This is a genomic window from Achromobacter insuavis (genome assembly GCF_902859645.1).
Lineage (GTDB): Bacteria > Pseudomonadota > Gammaproteobacteria > Burkholderiales > Burkholderiaceae_B > Achromobacter > Achromobacter insuavis.
Window position 1 is genome coordinate 1 of the sequence record NZ_CADIJR010000102.1, and the last position, 19,608, is coordinate 19,608.

16 protein-coding genes and 1 pseudogene are annotated in these 19,608 nt (G+C 66.8%); 13 read left to right on the top strand and 4 right to left on the bottom strand.

What is annotated here, in order from left to right:
* Nucleotides 1-228, top strand: a pseudogene (locus H0523_RS28815) (23S rRNA pseudouridylate synthase B); the annotation flags it as partial.
* A 90-nt stretch (nt 229-318) separates the two neighbouring features.
* Here the strand turns inward: H0523_RS28815 and H0523_RS28820 are convergent.
* Nucleotides 319-480, bottom strand: a complete 162-nt coding sequence (locus H0523_RS28820) for a hypothetical protein (protein WP_156333228.1) — start codon at nt 478-480, stop codon at nt 319-321.
* A 218-nt stretch (nt 481-698) separates the two neighbouring features.
* Here H0523_RS28820 and rimP point away from each other — a divergent pair, with 218 nt between their 5' ends.
* The 6 genes from rimP to typA all read left to right on the top strand — a co-directional run bounded on the left by rimP (nt 699) and on the right by typA (nt 8,854).
* A complete protein-coding gene (rimP, locus tag H0523_RS28825) occupies nt 699-1,202 on the top strand; it encodes a ribosome maturation factor RimP (RefSeq protein WP_054429438.1) in 504 nt (167 codons plus the stop codon).
* Nucleotides 1,199-2,677 carry a transcription termination factor NusA gene (nusA, locus tag H0523_RS28830; RefSeq protein WP_006396231.1) on the top strand — a complete coding sequence of 493 codons (1,479 nt, stop codon included), beginning with the start codon at nt 1,199-1,201 and terminating at the stop codon, nt 2,675-2,677. The genes rimP and nusA overlap by 4 nt, the downstream gene beginning before the upstream one ends.
* 92 nt (nt 2,678-2,769) lie before the next feature.
* Complete coding sequence (infB, locus tag H0523_RS28835) at nt 2,770-5,820, top strand: translation initiation factor IF-2 (protein ID WP_054429437.1); 3,051 nt, start codon at nt 2,770-2,772, stop codon at nt 5,818-5,820.
* Between the two features lie 23 nt (nt 5,821-5,843).
* A complete protein-coding gene (gene rbfA / locus H0523_RS28840) occupies nt 5,844-6,245 on the top strand; it encodes a 30S ribosome-binding factor RbfA (protein ID WP_006388333.1) in 402 nt (133 codons plus the stop codon).
* A 39-nt stretch (nt 6,246-6,284) separates the two neighbouring features.
* On the top strand, nt 6,285-7,034 hold the full coding sequence (truB, locus tag H0523_RS28845) for a tRNA pseudouridine(55) synthase TruB (protein ID WP_054429436.1): 750 nt from the start codon (nt 6,285-6,287) through the stop codon (nt 7,032-7,034).
* A complete protein-coding gene (gene typA / locus H0523_RS28850) occupies nt 7,031-8,854 on the top strand; it encodes a translational GTPase TypA (RefSeq protein ID WP_054429435.1) in 1,824 nt (607 codons plus the stop codon). Before truB ends, typA begins: the two co-directional genes overlap by 4 nt.
* Nucleotides 8,855-8,996: 142 nt before the next feature.
* Here the strand turns inward: typA and H0523_RS28855 are convergent, their stop codons facing one another.
* Entirely contained in the window at nt 8,997-9,389 is a 393-nt protein-coding gene (locus tag H0523_RS28855) for a tautomerase family protein (protein ID WP_054429434.1), read from the bottom strand.
* A 106-nt stretch (nt 9,390-9,495) separates the two neighbouring features.
* Here H0523_RS28855 and H0523_RS28860 point away from each other — a divergent pair, with 106 nt between their 5' ends.
* Complete coding sequence (locus H0523_RS28860; protein WP_054429433.1) at nt 9,496-10,356, top strand: LysR family transcriptional regulator; 861 nt, start codon at nt 9,496-9,498, stop codon at nt 10,354-10,356.
* 19 nt (nt 10,357-10,375) lie between these two features.
* Here H0523_RS28860 and H0523_RS28865 read toward each other — a convergent pair whose 3' ends face one another.
* On the bottom strand, nt 10,376-11,320 hold the full coding sequence (locus H0523_RS28865; protein ID WP_054429432.1) for a LysR family transcriptional regulator: 945 nt from the start codon (nt 11,318-11,320) through the stop codon (nt 10,376-10,378).
* 127 nt (nt 11,321-11,447) lie between these two features.
* Between H0523_RS28865 and H0523_RS28870 the strand changes: the two genes are divergently transcribed.
* Nucleotides 11,448-12,431, top strand: coding sequence for a Bug family tripartite tricarboxylate transporter substrate binding protein (locus H0523_RS28870; RefSeq protein WP_054429431.1), 984 nt, complete (start codon nt 11,448-11,450; stop codon nt 12,429-12,431).
* Between the two features lie 83 nt (nt 12,432-12,514).
* Entirely contained in the window at nt 12,515-13,939 is a 1,425-nt protein-coding gene (locus H0523_RS28875) for a M20 family metallopeptidase (protein WP_054429430.1), read from the top strand.
* A gap of 69 nt (nt 13,940-14,008) precedes the next feature.
* Here the strand turns inward: H0523_RS28875 and H0523_RS28880 are convergent, their stop codons facing one another.
* A complete protein-coding gene (locus tag H0523_RS28880) occupies nt 14,009-14,713 on the bottom strand; it encodes an LOG family protein (protein ID WP_444876357.1) in 705 nt (234 codons plus the stop codon).
* On the opposite strand from H0523_RS28880, the gene polA reads away from it, so the two are divergent.
* From polA to H0523_RS28895, 3 genes are all read left to right on the top strand, one after another.
* Nucleotides 14,712-17,429 carry a DNA polymerase I gene (gene polA / locus H0523_RS28885; protein WP_054429428.1) on the top strand — a complete coding sequence of 906 codons (2,718 nt, stop codon included), beginning with the start codon at nt 14,712-14,714 and terminating at the stop codon, nt 17,427-17,429. The genes H0523_RS28880 and polA overlap by 2 nt on opposite strands.
* Before the next feature lie 153 nt (nt 17,430-17,582).
* Nucleotides 17,583-18,416 (top strand): ZIP family metal transporter, encoded by an 834-nt coding sequence (locus tag H0523_RS28890; RefSeq protein WP_054429427.1) that lies wholly within the window; start codon nt 17,583-17,585, stop codon nt 18,414-18,416.
* A gap of 116 nt (nt 18,417-18,532) precedes the next feature.
* The gene (locus H0523_RS28895) at nt 18,533-19,321 is read left to right on the top strand and encodes a dienelactone hydrolase family protein (RefSeq protein WP_054429426.1); all 789 of its coding nucleotides are present in this window, start codon (nt 18,533-18,535) and stop codon (nt 19,319-19,321) included.
* The last annotated feature ends 287 nt before the right edge of the window (nt 19,322-19,608 follow it).

A 19,608-nucleotide genomic window follows, 5' to 3' on the forward strand; every position in this document is an offset into this window, starting at 1 on the left:
CGCGGTGGCAAGCCGGCGGGCGGCGGTCGCGGCGGCAACAAGGCTGACGGTCCGCGCGCCGGTGGCGGCGGCTCGGGCGGCGGCAACAAGGGTCCGGGCGCTGGCGGCAAGCCGCGCGCGGCCCGCAATGCGGGTTCGTCCCGTGGCGACGACTGGCAGCCTCGCGGCGCGTCGGCGCATGAATCGCGCCTGGGCGTGATGGGCGGCCGGGGCGGCCGGGGGCGCTAAACCCGCGCCACAGCGGCGTCCGCGCGGCGCCGCTGGCTGGATCCGTCCCACATAAACGTAAGCCCGTGACGAATCAGGCGTTTTTCCGGTTTATCTGGTAAAATCAATGGTTTTCATGGCTTCGCGTCTGTCGGCCCGCGCCGTTGCTTTGCCGCTCATGCGGCGTTTTTCATGGGTGCGCGGGTTGTACAGGTTGTATGGGCTGACGGGTCGCTGGGTGAGTCGTTGGCCGGTTTCATGGCTGGAATCCATGTGGCCGCAGTGGTTTTGCGGCGCAGAGGGTCCCGGTGAAACGGGTCTGGGCTGACTGCCCTCGCGGAGTTGGCGGGTGCGTCGCAAGGGCGGCGCGAGCCGAAATTTAGGTCGCAATATAGGGCACTGCCCAGCATTGCTCCTTACGTGCAGTAGGGTGGCGGCTGGGCACTGTGCAATACGGTGGGCTGGGCGTGCAGCCCATTTTTTTTGAGTATATGGCTGATTTATTCGCATTGACCGAAGAGGCACTGGCCGGCATGGACGTCGAACTCGTCGACGTCGAACGTGCCGCGCTGGGCCTTTTGCGCGTCACGATCGATCGGGTCGGCGGTGTGCGCATCGAAGACTGCGAGCAAGTGTCCCGCCAATTGTCGCGGGTGTACGAGGTCGAGAACATCGACTACAAGCGGCTGGAAGTCGGTTCGCCGGGCATTGACCGCCCGCTGCGCAACGAGGCCGAGTTCCGCCGTTTCGCAGGCGAACGCATCGAGATCAAGCTGCGCGAGGCATTGGACGGACGCAAGGTCTTTTCCGGCACGTTGACCGTGCCCGAAGACGCGCCCGCAGCCCCGGACGCCGCGGCTGGGATGCAAAAGACCGTGTTCGGTCTCGAATTTGAGGCAAAAAAGAACGAAGTCCAGGTGTTGAATTTCACGGTCGAGGATATCGAGCGTGCAAAACTGGATCCCGTTCTGGATTTCAAGGGCAAAAAGCGATGAGTCGCGAAATTCTTCTGTTGGTCGATGCCTTGGCGCGTGAAAAGAACGTCACGCGTGATGTCGTGTTCGGGGCGCTGGAAAGCGCGCTGGCCTCGGCCATGAAAAAGCGCTTCAAGGATGATGCGGACATTCGTGTTGCCATCGATCGTGAAACCGGTGACCACGAAGGTTTCCGCCGCTGGCTGGTGGTGCCCGACGAAGCGGGCCTGCAAGAGCCCGACAAGCAGGAAATGCTGTCGGACGCCGTCGAGATCGTGCCCAACATCCAGGTGGGTGAGTACATCGAGGAACCGCTCGAGCCGATCGAGTTCGGCCGTATCGGCGCCCAGGCCGCCAAGCAGGCGATCCTGCAGAAGATCCGTGACGCCGAGCGCGAGCAGGTCCTGAACGACTTCCTCGACCGCGGCGAAACCATCGTGTCCGGCACCATCAAGCGCATGGACAAGGGCGATGCCATCATCGAGACCGGCAAGATCGAAGCGCGCCTGCCGCGCTCCGAAATGATCCCGAAGGAAAACCTCCGGGTCGCCGACCGCGTCCGCGCTTTCGTCCTGCGCGTCGACCATGCGGCCCGCGGCCAGCAGGTGATCCTGTCGCGCACCTCGCCCGAGTTCATCCGCCAGCTGTTCGAGAACGAAGTGCCCGAGATCGAGCAGGGCCTGCTCGAGATCAAGGCGGCGGCGCGTGACGCCGGCGTGCGTGCGAAGATCGCCGTGGTGGCATACGATAAGCGTATTGACCCGATCGGCACCTGCGTCGGCATGCGCGGTTCGCGCGTGACCGCCGTGCGCAACGAGCTGGGCGGCGAGCAGGTCGACATCGTGCTGTGGTCGGAAGATCCCGCGCAGTTCGTCATCGGCGCCCTGGCGCCGGCCAATGTCGAGTCCATCGTGGTGGACGAAGACAAGCACGCGATGGACGTGGTGGTCGACGAGGAAAACCTGCCGAAGGCGATCGGCGCCAAGGGTCAGAACGTGCGCCTGGCGTCCGAGCTGACCGGCTGGCAGATCAACATCATGACGCCGGAAGAAAGCCTGAACCGCCAGGAAGTCGAGCGTTCGGGCCTGCGCACCACGTTCATGAACAAGCTGGACGTCGATGAGGAAGTCGCCGACATCCTGATCGACGAAGGTTTCACCGGTATCGAGGAAATCGCCTACGTCCCCATGCAGGAACTGCTGGAGATCGAGGCGTTCGACGAAGACACCATCAACGAGTTGCGCGCCCGTGCCCGCAATGCGCTGCTGACCGAGGCCATCGCCCAGGAAGAGCGCCTTGAGACCGCGCAGGATCTGCTTGAACTCGAAGGCGTGACGCCGGAACTGGCTGCCAAGCTGGCCGAGCGTCAAGTGCATACGCGTGATGATCTGGCCGAACTGGCGACGGACGAGCTGGCGGAAATCGCCGGCCTGACCGAGCAGGAAGCCAGCGACCTCATCATGCGTGCCCGCGCCCATTGGTTCGATGAAGAATAACCAAAAGGACACGGGTCTGCGGCGGATGGCCGTCAAGTCCGCCGCATGTTCACGTTGTTTGTAATAGCTGCATATAGGGAAGAGAGAGCCTAATGTCGAGTAACACCGTCGCCCAGTTCGCTACCGAGCTGAAAATGCCTGCCAATGTGCTGCTGGAACAGCTGCGCTCGGCTGGCGTTGACCTCAAATCGGTGGACGATTCCGTCACCGACAGCGACAAGGCGAAATTGCTCGAATCGCTGCGTCGCGCCCACGGCGCGACCGAAGGCAAGAAGATCACCTTGACGCGCCGCCAGACCTCCGAGATCCGCCAGGCTGATGCCACCGGCCGCTCGCGCACCATCCAGGTCGAGGTCCGCAAGAAGCGCGTGTTCGTCAAGCGTGATCCCTCCGAAATCGCCCTTGAGCAAGCCGCCGCCGCCCGCGCCGAAGAGGAAGCGGGCGCGGAAGAAGCCCAGCAGGTGTCCGCACCGGCCGCGCCCGAAGTGGTCGCGCCGGTCGAACCGCGCGACGCCGCGCCGGTCCAGGCTCCCGCTCCGGCCCCGGTGCAAGAGCCCGTTGCTGTAGAAGCGCCCGCGCCGGTTGAAGCGCCCGCGCCTGTTGAATCCGTCGCGGCCGAAGTGCCCGCCCCCGTCGCGGCTCCCGCCGCCGAAGTCCAGGCCCAGCCTGAACCGGAACCGACGCCGGCGCCCGCTCCTGCCGAGCCCGTGGCCGAAGAGGCCAAGCCCGAAGTCAAGACTGAATCCACCGAGCCCAAGGCTGAAGAAGCCAAGCCGGAACCCGTTGTGCTAGCCAATAAGTCCGAACCATCGTCCTCCCAGGCCGCCGCGCCTGTCGCCCAGGTGCCGCCTGCCGCGAAGTCTGAACCCCTGAAATCCGCCGCCAAGCCGGTCGAGTCCGCTGCGCCCGCCGCCAAGGTCGGCAACCGCATCGACAACCGCCGCGCCGGCCCGCCGCTCGCCGCCTCCGCCACTGGCGCTGGCCGCGACGAGGCCCGCCGTGCCGCCGAGGCCGAAGCCGCCGCGCTGCGCGAGATGCTGAACCGCCCGCGCAAGGTGCTGCGCGCTCCCGAACCGGAAGCGCCCGCCGCCGCGGCCGCCCCGATCTCGGGCACGCTGCACAAGCCGGCCGGCAAGGCCGCCGCCGCGCCTGGCGCCAAGAAGGATGCCAAGCCCGCCGCGCCCGGCACCAAGAAGACCATCAAGACCGCCGAAGTCGCTTCGACCTGGTCGGATGACGCTTCGCGCAAGAAGCCGGCCGACAAGCCGGCGGCGCCGGCCAGCCGTGACGGCTGGCGCGCCGGCGGCAAGGGCGGTGGCAAGAGTGGCGGCCGTGGCGGCCGCAACCAGCAGAACGACCGCCGCAACGAGCCCGCGCCGCAGGAATTCATCGCGCGTGAAGTGCACGTGCCGGAAACCATCAGCGTGGCCGACCTGGCCCACAAGATGTCCGTCAAGGCCGCCGAGGTCATCAAGCAATTGATGAAGCTGGGCCAGATGGTCACCATCAACCAGGTGCTGGACCAGGAAACGGCCATGATCGTGGTCGAGGAACTGGGCCACGTGGCGATCGCCGCCAAGCTCGACGACCCGGAAGCCTTCCTGGACGAAACCGCCAGCGTGTCGGAAGCCGAACAGCTGCCGCGCGCCCCGGTCGTGACCGTGATGGGCCACGTCGACCACGGCAAGACCTCGCTGCTGGACTACATCCGCCGCGCCAAGGTCGCCGCGGGCGAAGCCGGCGGCATTACGCAGCACATCGGCGCCTACCACGTGGAAACCGAGCGTGGCATGGTGACCTTCCTGGATACCCCGGGCCACGAGGCGTTCACCGCCATGCGTGCCCGCGGCGCCAAGGCCACCGACATCGTCATCCTGGTCTGCGCGGCCGACGACGGCGTGATGCCGCAGACGCGCGAAGCCATCCACCATGCCAAGGCCGCGGGCGTGCCGATGGTGGTGGCGATGACCAAGATCGACAAGCCCAGCGCCAACCCCGAGCGCGTCAAGCAGGAACTGGTCGCCGAGGAAGTGGTGCCGGAAGAATACGGCGGCGACGTGCCGTTCGTGCCGGTGTCGGCCAAGACCGGCGAGGGCATCGACGCGCTGCTCGAGAACGTGCTGCTGCAAGCCGAACTGCTGGAACTGAAGGCGCCGGTCGACGCGCCCGCCAAGGGCCTGGTGATCGAAGCCCGCCTGGACAAGGGCCGCGGCCCGGTCGCGACCATCCTGGTCCAGAGCGGCACGCTGAACCGCGGCGACGTGGTGCTGGCTGGCGCCAGCTTCGGCCGCGTCCGCGCCATGCTCGACGAGAACGGCAAGCCGATCCAGGCCGCCGGCCCGTCGATCCCGGTGGAAATCCAGGGCCTGACCGAAGTGCCGGCCGCCGGCGACGAACTGATGGTGCTGTCCGACGAGCGCAAGGCGCGCGAAATCGCGCTGTTCCGCCAGGGCAAGTTCCGCGACGTCAAGCTGGCTCGCCAGCAGGCCGCCAAGCTGGAGTCGATGTTCGACAACCTGGGCGAAGGCACCCAGACCCTGGCGTTGATCGTCAAGACCGACGTCCAGGGTTCGCAGGAAGCGCTGGTGCAGTCGCTGACCAAGCTGTCGACCGACGAAGTGCGCGTGCAAGTGGTGCACGCGGCCGTGGGTGGCATCTCGGAAAGCGACATCAACCTGGCGATCGCCTCGAACGCCGTGGTGATCGGCTTCAACGTCCGCGCCGAAGCCAGCGCCAAGAAGCTGGCCGAGACCAACGGCATCGACGTGCGCTACTACAACATCATCTACGACGCCGTGGACGAGGTGAAGGCAGCCATGTCGGGCATGTTGGCGCCCGAGAAGAAGGAAGAGATCATCGGCCTGGTCGAGATCCGCGAGGTCTACAGCATCTCCCGCATCGGCAACATCGCCGGTTGCATGGTGCTCGACGGCCTGGTGCGTCGCGATTCGCAGGTCCGCCTGCTGCGCAACAACGTGGTCCAGTGGACCGGCCAGCTCGATTCGCTGCGCCGCTTCAAGGACGACGTCAAGGAAGTCAAGTCGGGCTTCGATTGCGGTCTTACGCTGCGCGGCAACAACGACATCCAGGTGGGCGACCAGCTGGAAGTCTTTGAAATCAAGGAAATCGCGCGTACGCTGTAAGGCGTCGCGAGGCATTGTTTCTAATGAGCCGTCACAAGTCCAAAGCCATCCCCGGTCGCAATCTGCGACTGGCCGACCAGATCCAGAAGGATCTGGCCGGGATCATCCAGCGCGAGATCGACACGACCCGCGCTGGCTTGATCACGCTCTCCGGTGTGGAACTGTCGACCGACTACGCGCATGCCAAGGTGTATTTCACGGTCCTGGGCGCCGAGCCCGAGGCCGCGACCGCCTTGCTGAACGAGAAGGCCGGCTGGCTGCACTCCCAGCTGTACAAGCTGCTGCACATTCACACTGTCCCCACTTTGCGCTTCTTCCACGACGAGCAGATTGCCCGTGGTATCGAAATGTCGATCCTCATCGACCGCGCAAACCGGCCCGGCCCGCACTCGGGCGTGCCCGACGAACCTGAAGACCAGTCCTGATCGGGCTGTCGTCACTGCTTTAATTTCCGGATTCCGACGATGGCTAAACGACGCGGGCTTGCGCTCGACGGTGTGCTGTTGCTCGACAAACCCGTAGGTTTGTCGAGCAACCACGCGCTGCAACGCGCCAAGCGTGCCATGGACGCGGCGAAAGCCGGCCATACCGGCACCCTCGACCCCTTCGCCACCGGCCTGCTGGTGTGCTGCATGGGCCGGGCAACCAAGATTTCCGGCGCGATGCTCAACGCCGACAAGGCATATCGCGCTACGCTTCAATTTGGCGAGGAAACCGATTCGGGCGACCTGACCGGCAACGTGGTGTCCACCGCCGCCCCCGGCTTCGTGGTCGAGGAGCAGGCCCTGCGCGATGCGCTGTCACGTTTCTCGGGCACGATCGAGCAGATTCCGCCCATGTATTCGGCGCTCAAGCGCGACGGCAAACCGTTGTACGAATACGCGCGGCAGGGCATCGAGCTGGAACGCCCGCCGCGGCAGATTACGATTTACCGCATCGAGCTGCTGTCCCTGAACGGGACGCAGGCAGAGATCGATGTGGCTTGCAGTAAAGGCACATACATCCGGACGCTGGCCCAGGACATCGGGCGCGCGCTGGGCTGTTACGCCCACCTGGCGGCGCTGCGGCGCACGCACGTCGGGCCATTTTCTCTGGAACGCGCCGTTGCGCTGGATGCCTTGCAGGCGATGCCAGACCCCAAGCAGGCATTGCTTGCACTGAACGAATTGCCGGCGGGCTTGCTGCCCGCCACCACCTTAAAGGACTCGCTATGACTCGCGCCTTGCGCAACGTCGCCATCATCGCCCACGTGGACCACGGTAAAACCACCCTGGTCGACCAGCTGCTGCGCCAATCCGGCACCTTCCGCGAAAACCAGGCGCTGACCGAACGGGTCATGGACTCGAACGACCTGGAAAAAGAACGCGGCATCACGATTCTGGCCAAGAACTGTGCCGTTGAATACGAAGGCACGCACATCAACATCGTCGACACCCCGGGGCACGCGGACTTCGGTGGCGAAGTCGAGCGCGTGCTGTCGATGGTCGACGGCGTGCTGCTGCTGGTCGATGCCGTCGAAGGCCCGATGCCGCAGACCATCTTCGTGACCCGCAAGGCGCTGGCCCTGGGCCTCAAGCCCATCGTGGTGGTCAACAAGGTCGACCGTCCGGGCGCCCGCACCGACTTCGTCATCAACGCCACGTTCGACCTGTTCGACAAGCTGGGCGCGACCGACGAGCAGCTGGACTTCCCGGTGGTGTACGCCTCTGGCCTGTCCGGCTACGCCGGCCTGAGCGCCGACGTGCGCGAAGGCGACATGCGTCCGCTCTTCGAAGCCATCCTGCAGCACGTGCCGCAGCGTGACGACGATCCCAACGGCCCGCTGCAGATGCAGATCATCTCGCTGGACTACAACAGCTACGTCGGCAAGATCGGCGTGGGCCGCATCAACCGCGGCCGCATGCGTCCCGGCATGGAAGTGGCCTACAAGTTCGGTCCCGAGGGCCAGGGCGGCCGCGGCCGCATCAACCAGGTGCTGAAGTTCCACGGCCTGGAGCGCATCGTGGTGGATGAAGCCGAAGCCGGCGACATCGTGCTGATCAACGGTATCGAAGACCTGGGCATCGGCTGCACCGTGACCGACCCGGTGACGCAGGACGTGCTGCCGATGCTGCGCATCGACGAGCCGACGCTGACCATGAACTTCATGGTCAACACCTCGCCGCTGGCCGGCCGTGAAGGCAAGTTCGTCACCAGCCGCCAGCTGCGCGACCGCCTGGACCGCGAACTGAAATCGAACGTGGCGCTGCGCGTGCGCGACACCGGCGACGACACCGTGTTCGAAGTGTCGGGCCGCGGCGAACTGCACCTGACGATTCTGCTGGAAACGATGCGCCGCGAAGGCTACGAGCTGGCCGTGTCGCGTCCGCGCGTGGTGTTCAAGGAAGTCGACGGCGTGAAGTGCGAGCCGTTCGAATCGCTGACCATCGACGTCGAAGACGCCCACCAGGGCGGCGTGATGGAAGAACTGGGCCGCCGCAAGGGCGATCTGCAGGACATGCAGCCGGACGGCCGTGGCCGCACCCGCCTGGAATACCTGATCCCCGCCCGTGGCCTGATCGGCTTCCAGAACGAGTTCCTGACGCTGACGCGCGGCACCGGCCTGATGAGCCACATCTTCCACGAATACGCGCCCATCAAGGAAGGCTCGATCGGCGAGCGCCGCAACGGCGTGCTGATCAGCCAGGACAACGGCGACGCCGTGGCCTACGCGCTGTGGAAGCTGCAGGATCGCGGCCGCATGTTCGTGAACCCGGGCGATGCGCTGTACGAAGGCATGATCATCGGCATCCACAGCCGTGACAACGACCTGGTCGTGAACCCGATCAAGGGCAAGCAGCTGACCAACGTGCGCGCCTCGGGCACCGACGAAGCCGTGCGTCTGGTGCCCCCGATCCAGATGTCGCTGGAATACGCCGTGGAATTCATCGACGACGACGAACTGGTCGAAATCACGCCCAAGTCGATCCGCCTGCGCAAGCGTCACCTGCAGGAAAACGACCGCAAGCGCGCCGCACGCGAATCCGCCGTGTAAGGCGAGGCGGGACGTCTGTCCCGCGCGCCTGGCAATCGGAAAAGCCGCACACCCTTCGGGGTGCGCGGCTTTTTTCATTCATGGCCGGAGGCTTGCCGGCGGCGCGGCGCAGCGGCCGCCGCCCGTGCGCCGGCACGCGGGCTCAGGCATGCTGGTGCCGGTATTCCTGGGTCTTGCCGCCATAGCCATAGGCCGCCGCGCGCGCGTCGATCACGTGCACGTAGGAGCATTCGTGCAGCTCGCCCAGGATCTCGCTGAAGGACGCGTAGATCTCCTGGATGAAGCGCGCCTTCTCGGCCTTGGTGTTGGTCTCGTCGGTGACGCTGATATCCAGGTGGAAGGCGTTCCTGCCCGCTTCCGACAGCGGGCGCGCGCCGATGAACCACTGGTCGTGGGGGATGTTCTGCAGCGTGATGGCGATGACCGGCAGTTTCTTGCCGAGCACGGATTGGGTCAATCCGGCGACCGAATCGACGATGCGGCGGGTGCGGGCGGCGTCGGGCTGGCCGGAAACGTGGATGACGATGTGGGGCATGACAGGCTCCTTGGGTGAGGGGAATGGAGCCAGTGTAGGGACCGCATTGACATCGGAAAAGCGGGAATTTACGATTTCAGTCATCGTATAAGCCGTTGGATAAATCATGTCCGGATTCGATCTCGACCAGCTGCGCACCCTGGTGGCGGTGCTGGACGCCGGGAGCCTGACCGCCGCCGCGCCCAAGGTGTTCCTGTCGCAGTCGTCGGTCAGCGAGCAGATGCGCAAGCTGGAGGAACGGGCCGGCCAGCCGCTGCTGATCCGCGGCAAGGCGGGCGTGATCGCCACCCCCGCCGGCGAGCGCCTGCTGGCCCACGCGCGCGCCATCCTGGCGCTGAGCGACGAGGCCTTTCGCGACCTGCGCGGCGTGGCGCTGCGCGGCGAGCTGCGGCTGTGCATCACCGACTACTTCCGCCCCGGTGACGTGGCGCGGCTGCTGCGGCGGCTGAACGAGCAGTACCCGCAGGTGCGCATGCACGTCACCATCATGAAGAGCGGCACCATCGAAGCCGCCTACGAACGCGGCGAGGTCGATGTCGGCATCTCGATGGTGATCCAGGAGCGCGGCGCGTCGAAAGGGCGGCCGCAGGGGCCGTTGCTGCGACGCGAGTCATTGCTGTGGATGGCGGCCGAGGGCGCGCTGGCGCCGCCGGAGCCGCTGCCGTTGCTGGCGTTGCCCGAGACCTGCGCGTTGCGCCAATACGCCGAGCGGCTGCTGGCGCGGCGCGCGGTGCCGTACGCGGTGGCGCACGTGGCCTCGGGCGTGGCGGGGTTGCAGCTGGCGATCGCGGCGGGGCTGGGCGTGGCCTGCCTGAACGAATCGGCGCTGACGCCCGGCATCGGCCGCCTGCAGGCGCCGGGCCTGCCGCCCTTGCCCGATGTCGAGTTCCGCCTGCTGCCGCCGCGACCGGGCGAAGACCCTTTTATCGGTCAGGCGCGCGAGGCGATCGAGCGGGCGCTGCGTTGAGCCGGCCTCGGCGCGGAGGCTAGGGGGCCTGCCGGTCCGGCGCGCGCATCAGCCAGTGCAGGAATTCGCGGCCCGGGCCGGCCTCGCCCACGAGGGCGCCGATGGGCTGGAACGCACCCGGCGACTCGATCCGCAGTCGCTGGAAATGGCCGTGCTGCAGATACCAGCCGGCCAGCGTCAGCGGCACCATGGCCAGCGCCTGCTGCGCCTGCATGACCGCGATCAGCAGCGGCATGGGCGGCGCGGCGCTGGCCAGGCGGCACAGCCGCGGCACCACGCCGGCGCGCTCGAAGAAGGCGGTAAAGACGGCGTGGATCGCCAGTTCGGGCCGCGGCTGTATCCAGAGCTGGGACGTCACCTGGGCCAGGGTGGGCGCGGCGTCGCCGGCCAGCAGGGGATGGCCGGGCGTGGCGACGATGACGGCGGCATCCTGTCGCAGCGGCACGAATTCCAGGCCGGCGGGCACCGCTTCCGGACGCCGGCACAGCAGCAGGTCCAGGTTGCCGGCGGCCGCCAGCGGCAGCAGCTGTTCGCGGCTGCCTTCCTGGAAGTCCACCTGCAGGTCGGGATGGGTCCGCATGTAGGCCGGCAGGCGTTCGGCCAGCAGGCCGCTGCTGGCCGCCGGGATGGCGCCCAGGCGCAGGTTGCCCGAGGCCCCGCCACGCAGGGCGGCCACCGAGTCGGTCGAGGCGCGCAGCGTGGTGAGCATGCCGCGCGCGCAATCGGCCATCAGTTGTCCGCTGCGGGTGGTGCGCATGCCGCGGGCGTGGCGCTCGAACAGTTCCACGCCCAGCAGGGATTCGATGTCGGCCAGGGCGTGGGTGGCGGCGGGCTGGCTCATGCCGATCTGGGCGGCGGCCTGCTGCAGGCTGCCCAGTTCGGCCACGCCGGCCAGCAGTTGCAGGTGACGCAGGCGGCCCTTGGCCAGCAGGCGGGCAAGCAGGGTAGCGGGGGCGACATCCATGGCGCGGGGGAATGAGCTATTCAAAATGCGAATATATGAGTCCATTAATGTATTTGAAATAAGGATATGCTCTGCCCAGAATGGCGTGACGCCGGCTACCGGTTTCCATTCGAGGATGCGCCGTTCCATGAAGTCCCGTCTGTTGCATGCTGTCGTCTGCGCCGCCCTGGCCGGCGCTTCTTCCGTGGCGCTCGCGCAGGGCGCCTATCCCTCGCAGCCGGTGCGCCTGATCGTGCCGTTCGCGCCCGGCGGTTCCACCGACGTGCTGGCGCGGGCCGTGGCCGATGGCCTGCGCAAGCAGCTGGGCCAGAGCGTGGTGGTGGAAAATCGCGCCGGCGCTGGCGGCCTGATCGGCACCGAGGCGGTGGCGCGCGCCGAACCCGATGGCTACACCCTGGGCATGGCCACGGTCAGCACCATGGCGGTCAATCCGCTGCTGTACGGCACCGCCCGCGTCGATCCGGCGACCCAGTTGAAGCCGGTCGGTTCGGTGGCGAACGTGCCGGTGGTGTGGATGGTCAACCCGGCGTTTCCGGCGACCGACTTCGCCCAGTTCCTGGCCGAACTGCGCGCCCATCCCGGCAAGTATTCCTTCGGTTCGCCGGGCGTCGGTTCGCTTGGCCACCTGAACCTGGCGGCGATGAATGCCGACCTCAAGGTCGAGGTGCTGCACGTGCCGTACCGCGGCATGGGGCCGGCGCTGACCGCCGCGGTGGGCGGCGAGGTGCAGGTGCAGCAGGACCAGTACGCCTCGGCGCAGTCGCTGATCAAGGCGGGCAAGCTGCGCCCGATCGCGGTGGCCGCGCCGACGCGCCTGGCGGGCCTGCCGCAATTGCCGACGCTGGCCGAACTGGGCTATCCGCAGTTGAACGCGCTGGGCCAGACCTGGTTCGGCCTGGTGGCGCCGGCCGGCACGCCCGACGCGGTGGTGGGCAAGCTCAATGACGCGGTGCGGCAAGCCATGGCGGATCCGGCGCTGGTGCAGCGCCTGGCCGGCCTGGGCGCCGAGCCCGACACCGGCACGCCGCAGGCCTTCGGCCAGCGCATCGCGCAGACGCTGGCCGCCAACCGCAAAATCATTGAAACTGCGGCCATCAAGCTTGACGAGTAAGCGTTGCACCGCCGGTGGCGTGTCGTCGCCGGCGCGGGTAGATCCTGTAGAACCAATCCTGTAGAACCGCCACTGGAGACACGATGGGAGCCATCGACAAACTTGCCCCGTTCATCGACGCCCGCAGCGACCGCTATGCGGAACTGAGCGACCGCATCTGGAGCCTGGCCGAGCTGCGCTATGACGAGCACAAATCGGCCGAACTGCACATCGCCATGCTGGAAGAGGCCGGCTTTCGCGTCACCCGCGACGCGGCCGGCATCCCGACGGCGTTCGTCGCCGAGGCCGGCGCGGGCGGCCCGGTCATCGGCATCCTGGGCGAATACGACGCCCTGTCGGGCCTGAGCCAGGAGAGCGGCGCCTACGCCTGCCAGCCGTCGCCGGAAACGCCCAATGGCAACGGCCATGGCTGCGGCCACCACCTGCTGGGCACGGCCGCGCATTTCGCCGCGGTGGCGGTCAAGGAATTCCTGGAGAGCAACGGCCTGCCGGGCCGCATCCGCTTCTACGGCTGTCCGGCCGAGGAGGGCGGGTCGGGCAAGACCTTCATGGCGCGCGCCGGGCTGTTCGACGACCTGGACGCGGCGCTGACCTGGCATCCGGCTTCGCACACCGGCATCTTCCACCAGTCGTCGCTGGCCAACATCCAGGCCTATTTCCGCTTTCGCGGCGTTGCCGCGCATGCCGCCAATTCGCCGCACCTGGGGCGCAGCGCGCTGGACGCGGTGGAGTTGATGAACGTGGGCGTGAACTATCTGCGCGAGCACATGGTGCCGGACGCGCGGGTGCACTACGCCGTGACCAACAGCGGCGGCATCTCGCCCAACGTGGTGCAGGCCCGCGCCGAGGTGCTGTACCTGGTGCGCGCGCCCATCAATTCGCAGGCCGCCGAGCTGTATGAACGGGTCAAGAACGTGGCCCGCGGCGCGGCGCTGATGACCGATTGCGAGCTGGAGATCGTGTTCGACAAGGCCTGCTCGAACTACATCCCCAACGGTGTGCTCAACCAGGTCATGTACGCCAACATGCAGGCGCTGCAGGGGCCCGCGTACACCGAAGGTGAACAGCAGGCCGCGCGCCGCATGTGGGACGCGATTTCCGCCGATGACATCGACAATGCCGGCAAGAACCTGGGGGCGGTGCTGCGCAATCCGACGCCGCTGTTCAGTGGCGTGGCGCCGTACGAACCGGGCAAGCGCGAGATCAGCTATGGCTCGACCGACGTCGGCGACGTCAGCTGGGTGACGCCCACGGCGCAGTGCTGGGGCGCCTGCTATGCCTACGGCACGCCGTTCCATTCGTGGCAGATGGTGGCGCAGGGCAAGCTGTCGCTGGCGCACAAGGGCATGGTGCACGCGGCCAAGGTCATCGCGGCCACCGCCGCCGATCTGTACGGCCAGCCCGAGGCGCTGGCGCGCGCCAAGGAAGAACTGCGGGAGATGCGCCGCGGCCAGCCCTATGTCTGCCCGATTCCGGCCGACGTGCTGCCGTCGTTCATGCGCAAATAAGCGGGGCGGGACGGCCGCTGGCGGCGGCCGCCCGGAGTGTCCGGCCCGCGCGCGGCGGGCCGGCGCCGGTCAGGCCGGCAGCGACGGCGCGTATTGCGCTTCCGTGCTGGCCTTCTGGTGGAATTCGACCACCTTGCGCACGACCTTGCGCGGATCGTCCTCGATGATGAAAAGATCCAGGTCATGCGCGCCGATCATGCCGTTGCCCAGCACCTGGCCGCCCAGCCATTCGACCAGGCCCGACCAGTACTCGCTGCCCACCAGCACGATGGGCGCGGGCGGGACCTTGCCGGTCTGGATCAGCGTCAACGCTTCGAAGAGCTCGTCCAGGGTGCCGAAGCCGCCCGGCATCGCCACGTAGGCGAAGCTGTGCATGAAAAACGTGGCTTTGCGTGAAAAAAAGTACTCAAACGATAGACTGATGGTTTGATACTCGTTGTTGTGCGCTTCGTGCGGCAGGCTGATGTTCAGCCCGATGCTGGTGCCGCCGGTTTCGAACGCGCCCTTGTTGGCGGCTTCCATGATGCCCGGGCCGCCGCCCGCGATGACCGCAAAACCCGCCTCGGCCAGGGCGGCCGAGATTGCCACGGTGGTTTCGTAGTGGGGGGAGTTGCGGCTGACGCGCGCACTGCCAAAGACACTGACTGCCGGCCCGATGTTCGCCAGCTTTTCGGCCGCCGTCCGTATCTCTGACATAATCAGCGGAATTTGTTTTTCGGCGGGCGTCGCCGCAATTGTTGCCGCAGTTGTTGCCATATCTGCCTTTGTAACCATGAAAAAAACCTTATTGCTGGTCGACGGTTCAAGCTACTTGTACCGCGCTTTTCACGCTATGCCTGATTTGCGCAATGCGCAAGGCGAACCTACGGGTGCGCTGTACGGCGTGGTCAATATGTTGCGCAAGCTTGTATCCGACTATAAGGCAGAGTATGCCGCATGTATTTTCGATGCGCGTGGCAAGACCTTCCGGGACGACCTGTACCCGGAATACAAGTCGCACCGCCCGCCCATGCCGGAAGACCTGGCGGCCCAGATCGAACCCATCCACCGCGCCGTGCGCGCGCTGGGCTGGCCGGTGCTGGCCATCGAGGGCGTCGAGGCCGATGACGTGATCGGCACGCTGGCCTGCCGCGCCGCCGAGCGCGGCGTGCACACGGTGGTGTCCACCGGCGACAAGGACCTGGCGCAACTGGTCAACAGCCACGTCACGCTGGTCAACACCATGAGCGGCGAGGTGCTGGACGAGGCCGGCGTGGTCAACAAGTTCGGCGTGCCGCCGGACCGCATCGTCGACTACCTGATGCTGGTGGGCGATACCGTCGACAACGTGCCGGGCGTGACCAAGGTCGGCCCCAAGACGGCCGCCAAGTGGATCTCGGAATTCGGTTCGATCGACAAGCTGGTCGAGGGCGCCGAGGGCATCAAGGGCGTGGCCGGCAGCAACCTGCGCGAAGCGATCCCCAACTTCCCGCTGACGCGCCAGTTGCTGACGGTCAAGTGCGACTGCGACCTGACCGGTCACGTCGACAGCGTCGACGACCTGACCCCGCGCGGCCGCGACGAGGCCACGCTGACCGAACTGTACGAGCGCTATGGTTTCCGCACCTGGCTGCGCGACCTGACCGGCGACGCCGAGCGCGTGCCCACGGGCGACGCGCGCGTGGCGGTCGAAGCGCCGGCCGCGCCGACGGAACTGGATTACCGCATCATCGACAACTGGCAGGCGTTCGACGCCTGGATGGAGCTGGCTCAGGGCGCCGAGCTGGTGGCGCTGGACACCGAGACCACCTCGCTGGACGAGATGCAGGCCAAGTTGGTGGGCCTGTCGATGTCGGTGGCGCCGGGCGTGGCCTGCTACATCCCGGTGGCGCATCGCGGCCCCGATGGCGCGACCCAGCTGCCCAAGGCCGAGGTGCTGGAGCGCCTGCGCCCGTGGCTGCAGGACGCCTCGCGCGCCAAGCTGCTGCACCACGCCAAGTACGACACCCACGTGTTCGCCAACGAAGGCATCCGCCTGGCGGGCATCGCCGAAGACACCATGCTGCAGGCCTACGTGCTGGAGTCGCATCGCGGCGTCGGCCTGAACGACCTGGCGCAGCGCTACCTGGGCCGCAGCGGCGTCTCGTACGAAGACCTGTGCGGCAAGGGCGCCAAGCAGATCGGCTTCGACGAAGTGGCGGTGGACAAGGCCGGCCACTATGCCGCCGAGGACGCCGACTTCACGCTGCAACTGCACCAGGTGCTGCGTCCGCAGGTGGCGGCCGATGCCGGGCTGGAACGCATCTACCGGCTGGAAATGCAGGTGTCGGCGGTGCTGACCACGATCGAGCGCAACGGCGTCAAGGTCGATGCGGCCGAGCTGGGCCGCCAGAGCCACAAGCTGGGCCAGGAAATGCTGCAGTTGGAACAGAAGGCCTATGAACTGGCCGGGCAGCCCTTCAACCTGAATTCGCCCAAGCAGTTGGGCGAGATCCTGTTCGGCCGGATGGAATTGCCGGTGGTGCGCAAGACCGCCGGCGGCGCGCCGTCGACCGACGAGGAAGTGCTGAGCAAGCTGGCGCAGGACTATCCGCTGCCGCAGGTGCTGCTGGAGTACCGCGGGCTGTCCAAGCTCAAGTCCACCTACACGGACAAGCTGCCGCGCATGATCAACCCCGACACCGGCCGCGTGCACACGCACTATTCGCAGGCCGCGGTGATCACGGGCCGGCTGGCCTCGTCCGATCCCAATCTGCAGAACATTCCCGTGCGCACCGAGGCCGGGCGCCGGGTGCGCGAGGCGTTCATCGCCGAGCAGGGCCTGCTGCTGTCGGCCGACTATTCGCAGATCGAGCTGCGCATCATGGCGCACGTGTCGGATGACGCCAACCTGCAGCGCGCCTTCGCCGCCGGCGAGGACATCCACCGCGCCACCGCTTCGGAAGTGTTCGGCGTGTCGCTGGCGGACGTGTCGTCCGAGCAGCGGCGCGCGGCCAAGGCCATCAACTTCGGCCTGATCTACGGCATGGGCGTGTTCGGCCTGGCGTCGAACCTGGGCATCACGCGCGACGCGGCGCAGGCCTATATCGACCGCTACTTCGCCCGCTATCCCGGCGTGGCGATGTACATGGAGAACACGCGCCGCGTGGCGCGCGAGCAGGGCTACGTCGAGACCGTGTTCGGGCGCCGGCTGCAATTGCCGGAGATCCGCGGCGCATCCGGTCCGCGCCGGCAAGGCGCCGAGCGCGCGGCGATCAACGCGCCGATGCAGGGCACCGCGGCCGACCTGATCAAGATGGCCATGGTGGCGGTGCAGGACTGGCTCGAGGCTGAAAAGCTGCAGACCCGCATGATCATGCAGGTGCACGATGAACTGGTGCTGGAAGCGCCCGACGCGGAGCTGGAAGTGGTCAAGGAAGCCCTGCCGCGGCTGATGTGCAACGTGGCCGAGCTGCGCGTGCCGCTGGTGGCCGAGGTGGGCGTGGGCAAGAACTGGGAACAGGCGCACTGACGCCTGGTCGACGGCGCCCGGAAACGGGCCGCTCGCCGCGAACCTCTTGAATCGGGCCGTCCGGGTCGCACAGCGGTCCGGCGGCCCATTTCCGCTTTTGCGGCTGCAACAATATAATGTTGCGCTTCCCCCTGACCATAATACGTCCCCCAAATGCTGCTGCTCTGGGTCCTGCTTGCCACCGTCACCGGTGGCCTCATCGCCGTCCTTGTCGCCAGCTGGCTGGCCTACAAGGTGTTCGCCCATTACCTGCATCACATGGTCAGCCTGTCCGTGGGGGTGCTGCTGTCGGTGGCGCTGCTGCACCTGCTGCCGGAAGCCTTCGAGAGCGGCGTGGCCGACGCGCATGTGCTGTTCGGGCTGATGCTGGCGTCGCTGATCGGCTTTTTCGTGCTGGAGAAGATCGCGCTGCTGCGCCACAGCCATCACCACGAGGGCGACGGGCATCATCATCACCATGGCCATGACCGCCACGAGGCGGGGCGCGGGGGCGTGCTGATCCTGATCGGCAGCTCGCTGCACAATCTGTGCGACGGCGTGCTGGTGGCGGCGGCCTTCCTGACCGATCCGCTGCTGGGCGTGCTGACGGCGGCCTCGATCATCGTGCACGAGGTGCCGCACAAGCTGGGCGACTTCGTCGTGCTGCTCAATGCCGGCCTGGCGCGGCGCCGCGCCTTCGCGCTGATCCTGTTCACCAGCTTGTGTTCAGCCTTGGGCGGCATAATAGGTTACTTCGTGCTGCAGCAGGCCCAGGACTGGGTGCCGTACGTATTGGTGGTTGCCGCCAGCAGCTTCCTCTACATCTCGGTGGCCGACCTGATGCCGCAGATGCACGAACGGGTATCCCTGGCCGATGCGGTGCCGCAACTGCTGCTGGTGGGCGTGGGCGTGGCGCTGATCTACAGCGTGACGACCCTGATGCACCACGGGCATGAGCACGAGGCGGGCGCCGGCGCGGCACGCACGGAGCACGTCCACACACATTGAGGCGTGCGGTCGCGATACCCGGCTTTGTTTCCGATCCTGGCCGGTCCTGTCGCGCTCGCCCCGATGGCGAACCGCGGCGCGCCGGCTCCGCGTTGATCCCTACACAGGAGTTCGCCATGAGTTTTTCCGCCGCCGCCGGCAACGTCGCCCCCACCGTGATCCACACGGATGCCCAGGGGCTGGTTCACGGGGATTTCCAGCTGCCCGTGGCCGATGGATCCATCAGCGCCTATTACGCCGCCCCCGAGGGCAAGCGCGACCTGCCGGTGGTGCTGGTGGTTCAGGAGATCTTCGGGGTGCACGAGCACATCAAGGATGTCTGCCGCCGCGTGGCCAAGGCCGGTTATCTGGCCGTGGCCGCGAACCTGTACGAGCGCCAGGGTGACGCGTCGACCTATACCGATATCCCCAAGCTGATCGCCGAGATCGTCAGCAAAGTGTCCGACGAACAAGTGTTCGCCGACCTGGACGCCAGCGTGGCCTGGGCCGCGCAGCATGGCGGCGATCCGAAGCGGGTGGCGGTGACGGGGTTCTGCTGGGGCGGGCGCCTGACGTGGATGTACGCGGCGCACAACCCGGATGTGAAGGTGGGCGTGGCCTGGTACGGCAAGCTGAGCGCGGGCCACGGGCCGTTGATCAAGCGCTATGCGTTCGATGTGGTCAATGAGCTGCATGCGCCGGTGCTGGGGTTGTATGGCGCCAAGGATACGGGGATTCCGGTGTCGGATATCGAGATCATGAAGGGCAAGCTGGCGGCGGGGAACGAGCATGCCCGGCGCTCGGAGTTCGTGGTGTATCCGCAGGCGGATCATGCGTTCATGGCGGATTACCGGATGAGTTATCAGGCGGAGGCGGCCAAGGACGGGTGGGGGCGGATGCTTGAGTGGTTCAAGCGGTACCTTTGAGGGGGGATTTTTCCCTTGGGCGTGATGAAGCCGCTGCGCGTTTGCGTGGCGGTTTTTTTTTGGCGATTGTTGCTTCGTGGGGCGTCCGGTGCTACGTAGGCCGCCCGGCGCGGGTGGCGCGCGGGTGGGCGCGCCTGCGATTGCGGTCCGGAGCGTTCGCTCCGGACTTCCCCGTGCTCAACCTTGTATGGTGTGGGTGCACCTTCCGCAGTGGGAGGGTGCTGGGGTAGGGACGTGCTCAACCATCAGCCGGTAGCACCCGGACTGCCACAACGAGAGCATCCCAC

What these genes read in the sequence shown, in the direction of transcription:
- H0523_RS28875 (WP_054429430.1), top strand. Translation starts at nt 12,515, where the DNA reads ATGGGAGCCATCGACAAACTTGCCCCGTTCATCGACGCCCGCAGCGAC.
- typA (WP_054429435.1), top strand. Translation starts at nt 7,031, where the DNA reads ATGACTCGCGCCTTGCGCAACGTCGCCATCATCGCCCACGTGGACCAC.
- H0523_RS28820 (WP_156333228.1), bottom strand. Translation starts at nt 480, where the DNA reads ATGGATTCCAGCCATGAAACCGGCCAACGACTCACCCAGCGACCCGTC.
- rimP (WP_054429438.1), top strand. Translation starts at nt 699, where the DNA reads ATGGCTGATTTATTCGCATTGACCGAAGAGGCACTGGCCGGCATGGAC.
- H0523_RS28865 (WP_054429432.1), bottom strand. Translation starts at nt 11,320, where the DNA reads ATGGATGTCGCCCCCGCTACCCTGCTTGCCCGCCTGCTGGCCAAGGGC.
- H0523_RS28870 (WP_054429431.1), top strand. Translation starts at nt 11,448, where the DNA reads ATGAAGTCCCGTCTGTTGCATGCTGTCGTCTGCGCCGCCCTGGCCGGC.
- H0523_RS28895 (WP_054429426.1), top strand. Translation starts at nt 18,533, where the DNA reads ATGAGTTTTTCCGCCGCCGCCGGCAACGTCGCCCCCACCGTGATCCAC.
- infB (WP_054429437.1), top strand. Translation starts at nt 2,770, where the DNA reads ATGTCGAGTAACACCGTCGCCCAGTTCGCTACCGAGCTGAAAATGCCT.
- H0523_RS28880 (WP_444876357.1), bottom strand. Translation starts at nt 14,713, where the DNA reads ATGGTTACAAAGGCAGATATGGCAACAACTGCGGCAACAATTGCGGCG.
- H0523_RS28860 (WP_054429433.1), top strand. Translation starts at nt 9,496, where the DNA reads ATGTCCGGATTCGATCTCGACCAGCTGCGCACCCTGGTGGCGGTGCTG.
- H0523_RS28855 (WP_054429434.1), bottom strand. Translation starts at nt 9,389, where the DNA reads ATGCCCCACATCGTCATCCACGTTTCCGGCCAGCCCGACGCCGCCCGC.
- truB (WP_054429436.1), top strand. Translation starts at nt 6,285, where the DNA reads ATGGCTAAACGACGCGGGCTTGCGCTCGACGGTGTGCTGTTGCTCGAC.
- polA (WP_054429428.1), top strand. Translation starts at nt 14,712, where the DNA reads ATGAAAAAAACCTTATTGCTGGTCGACGGTTCAAGCTACTTGTACCGC.
- rbfA (WP_006388333.1), top strand. Translation starts at nt 5,844, where the DNA reads ATGAGCCGTCACAAGTCCAAAGCCATCCCCGGTCGCAATCTGCGACTG.
- nusA (WP_006396231.1), top strand. Translation starts at nt 1,199, where the DNA reads ATGAGTCGCGAAATTCTTCTGTTGGTCGATGCCTTGGCGCGTGAAAAG.
- H0523_RS28890 (WP_054429427.1), top strand. Translation starts at nt 17,583, where the DNA reads ATGCTGCTGCTCTGGGTCCTGCTTGCCACCGTCACCGGTGGCCTCATC.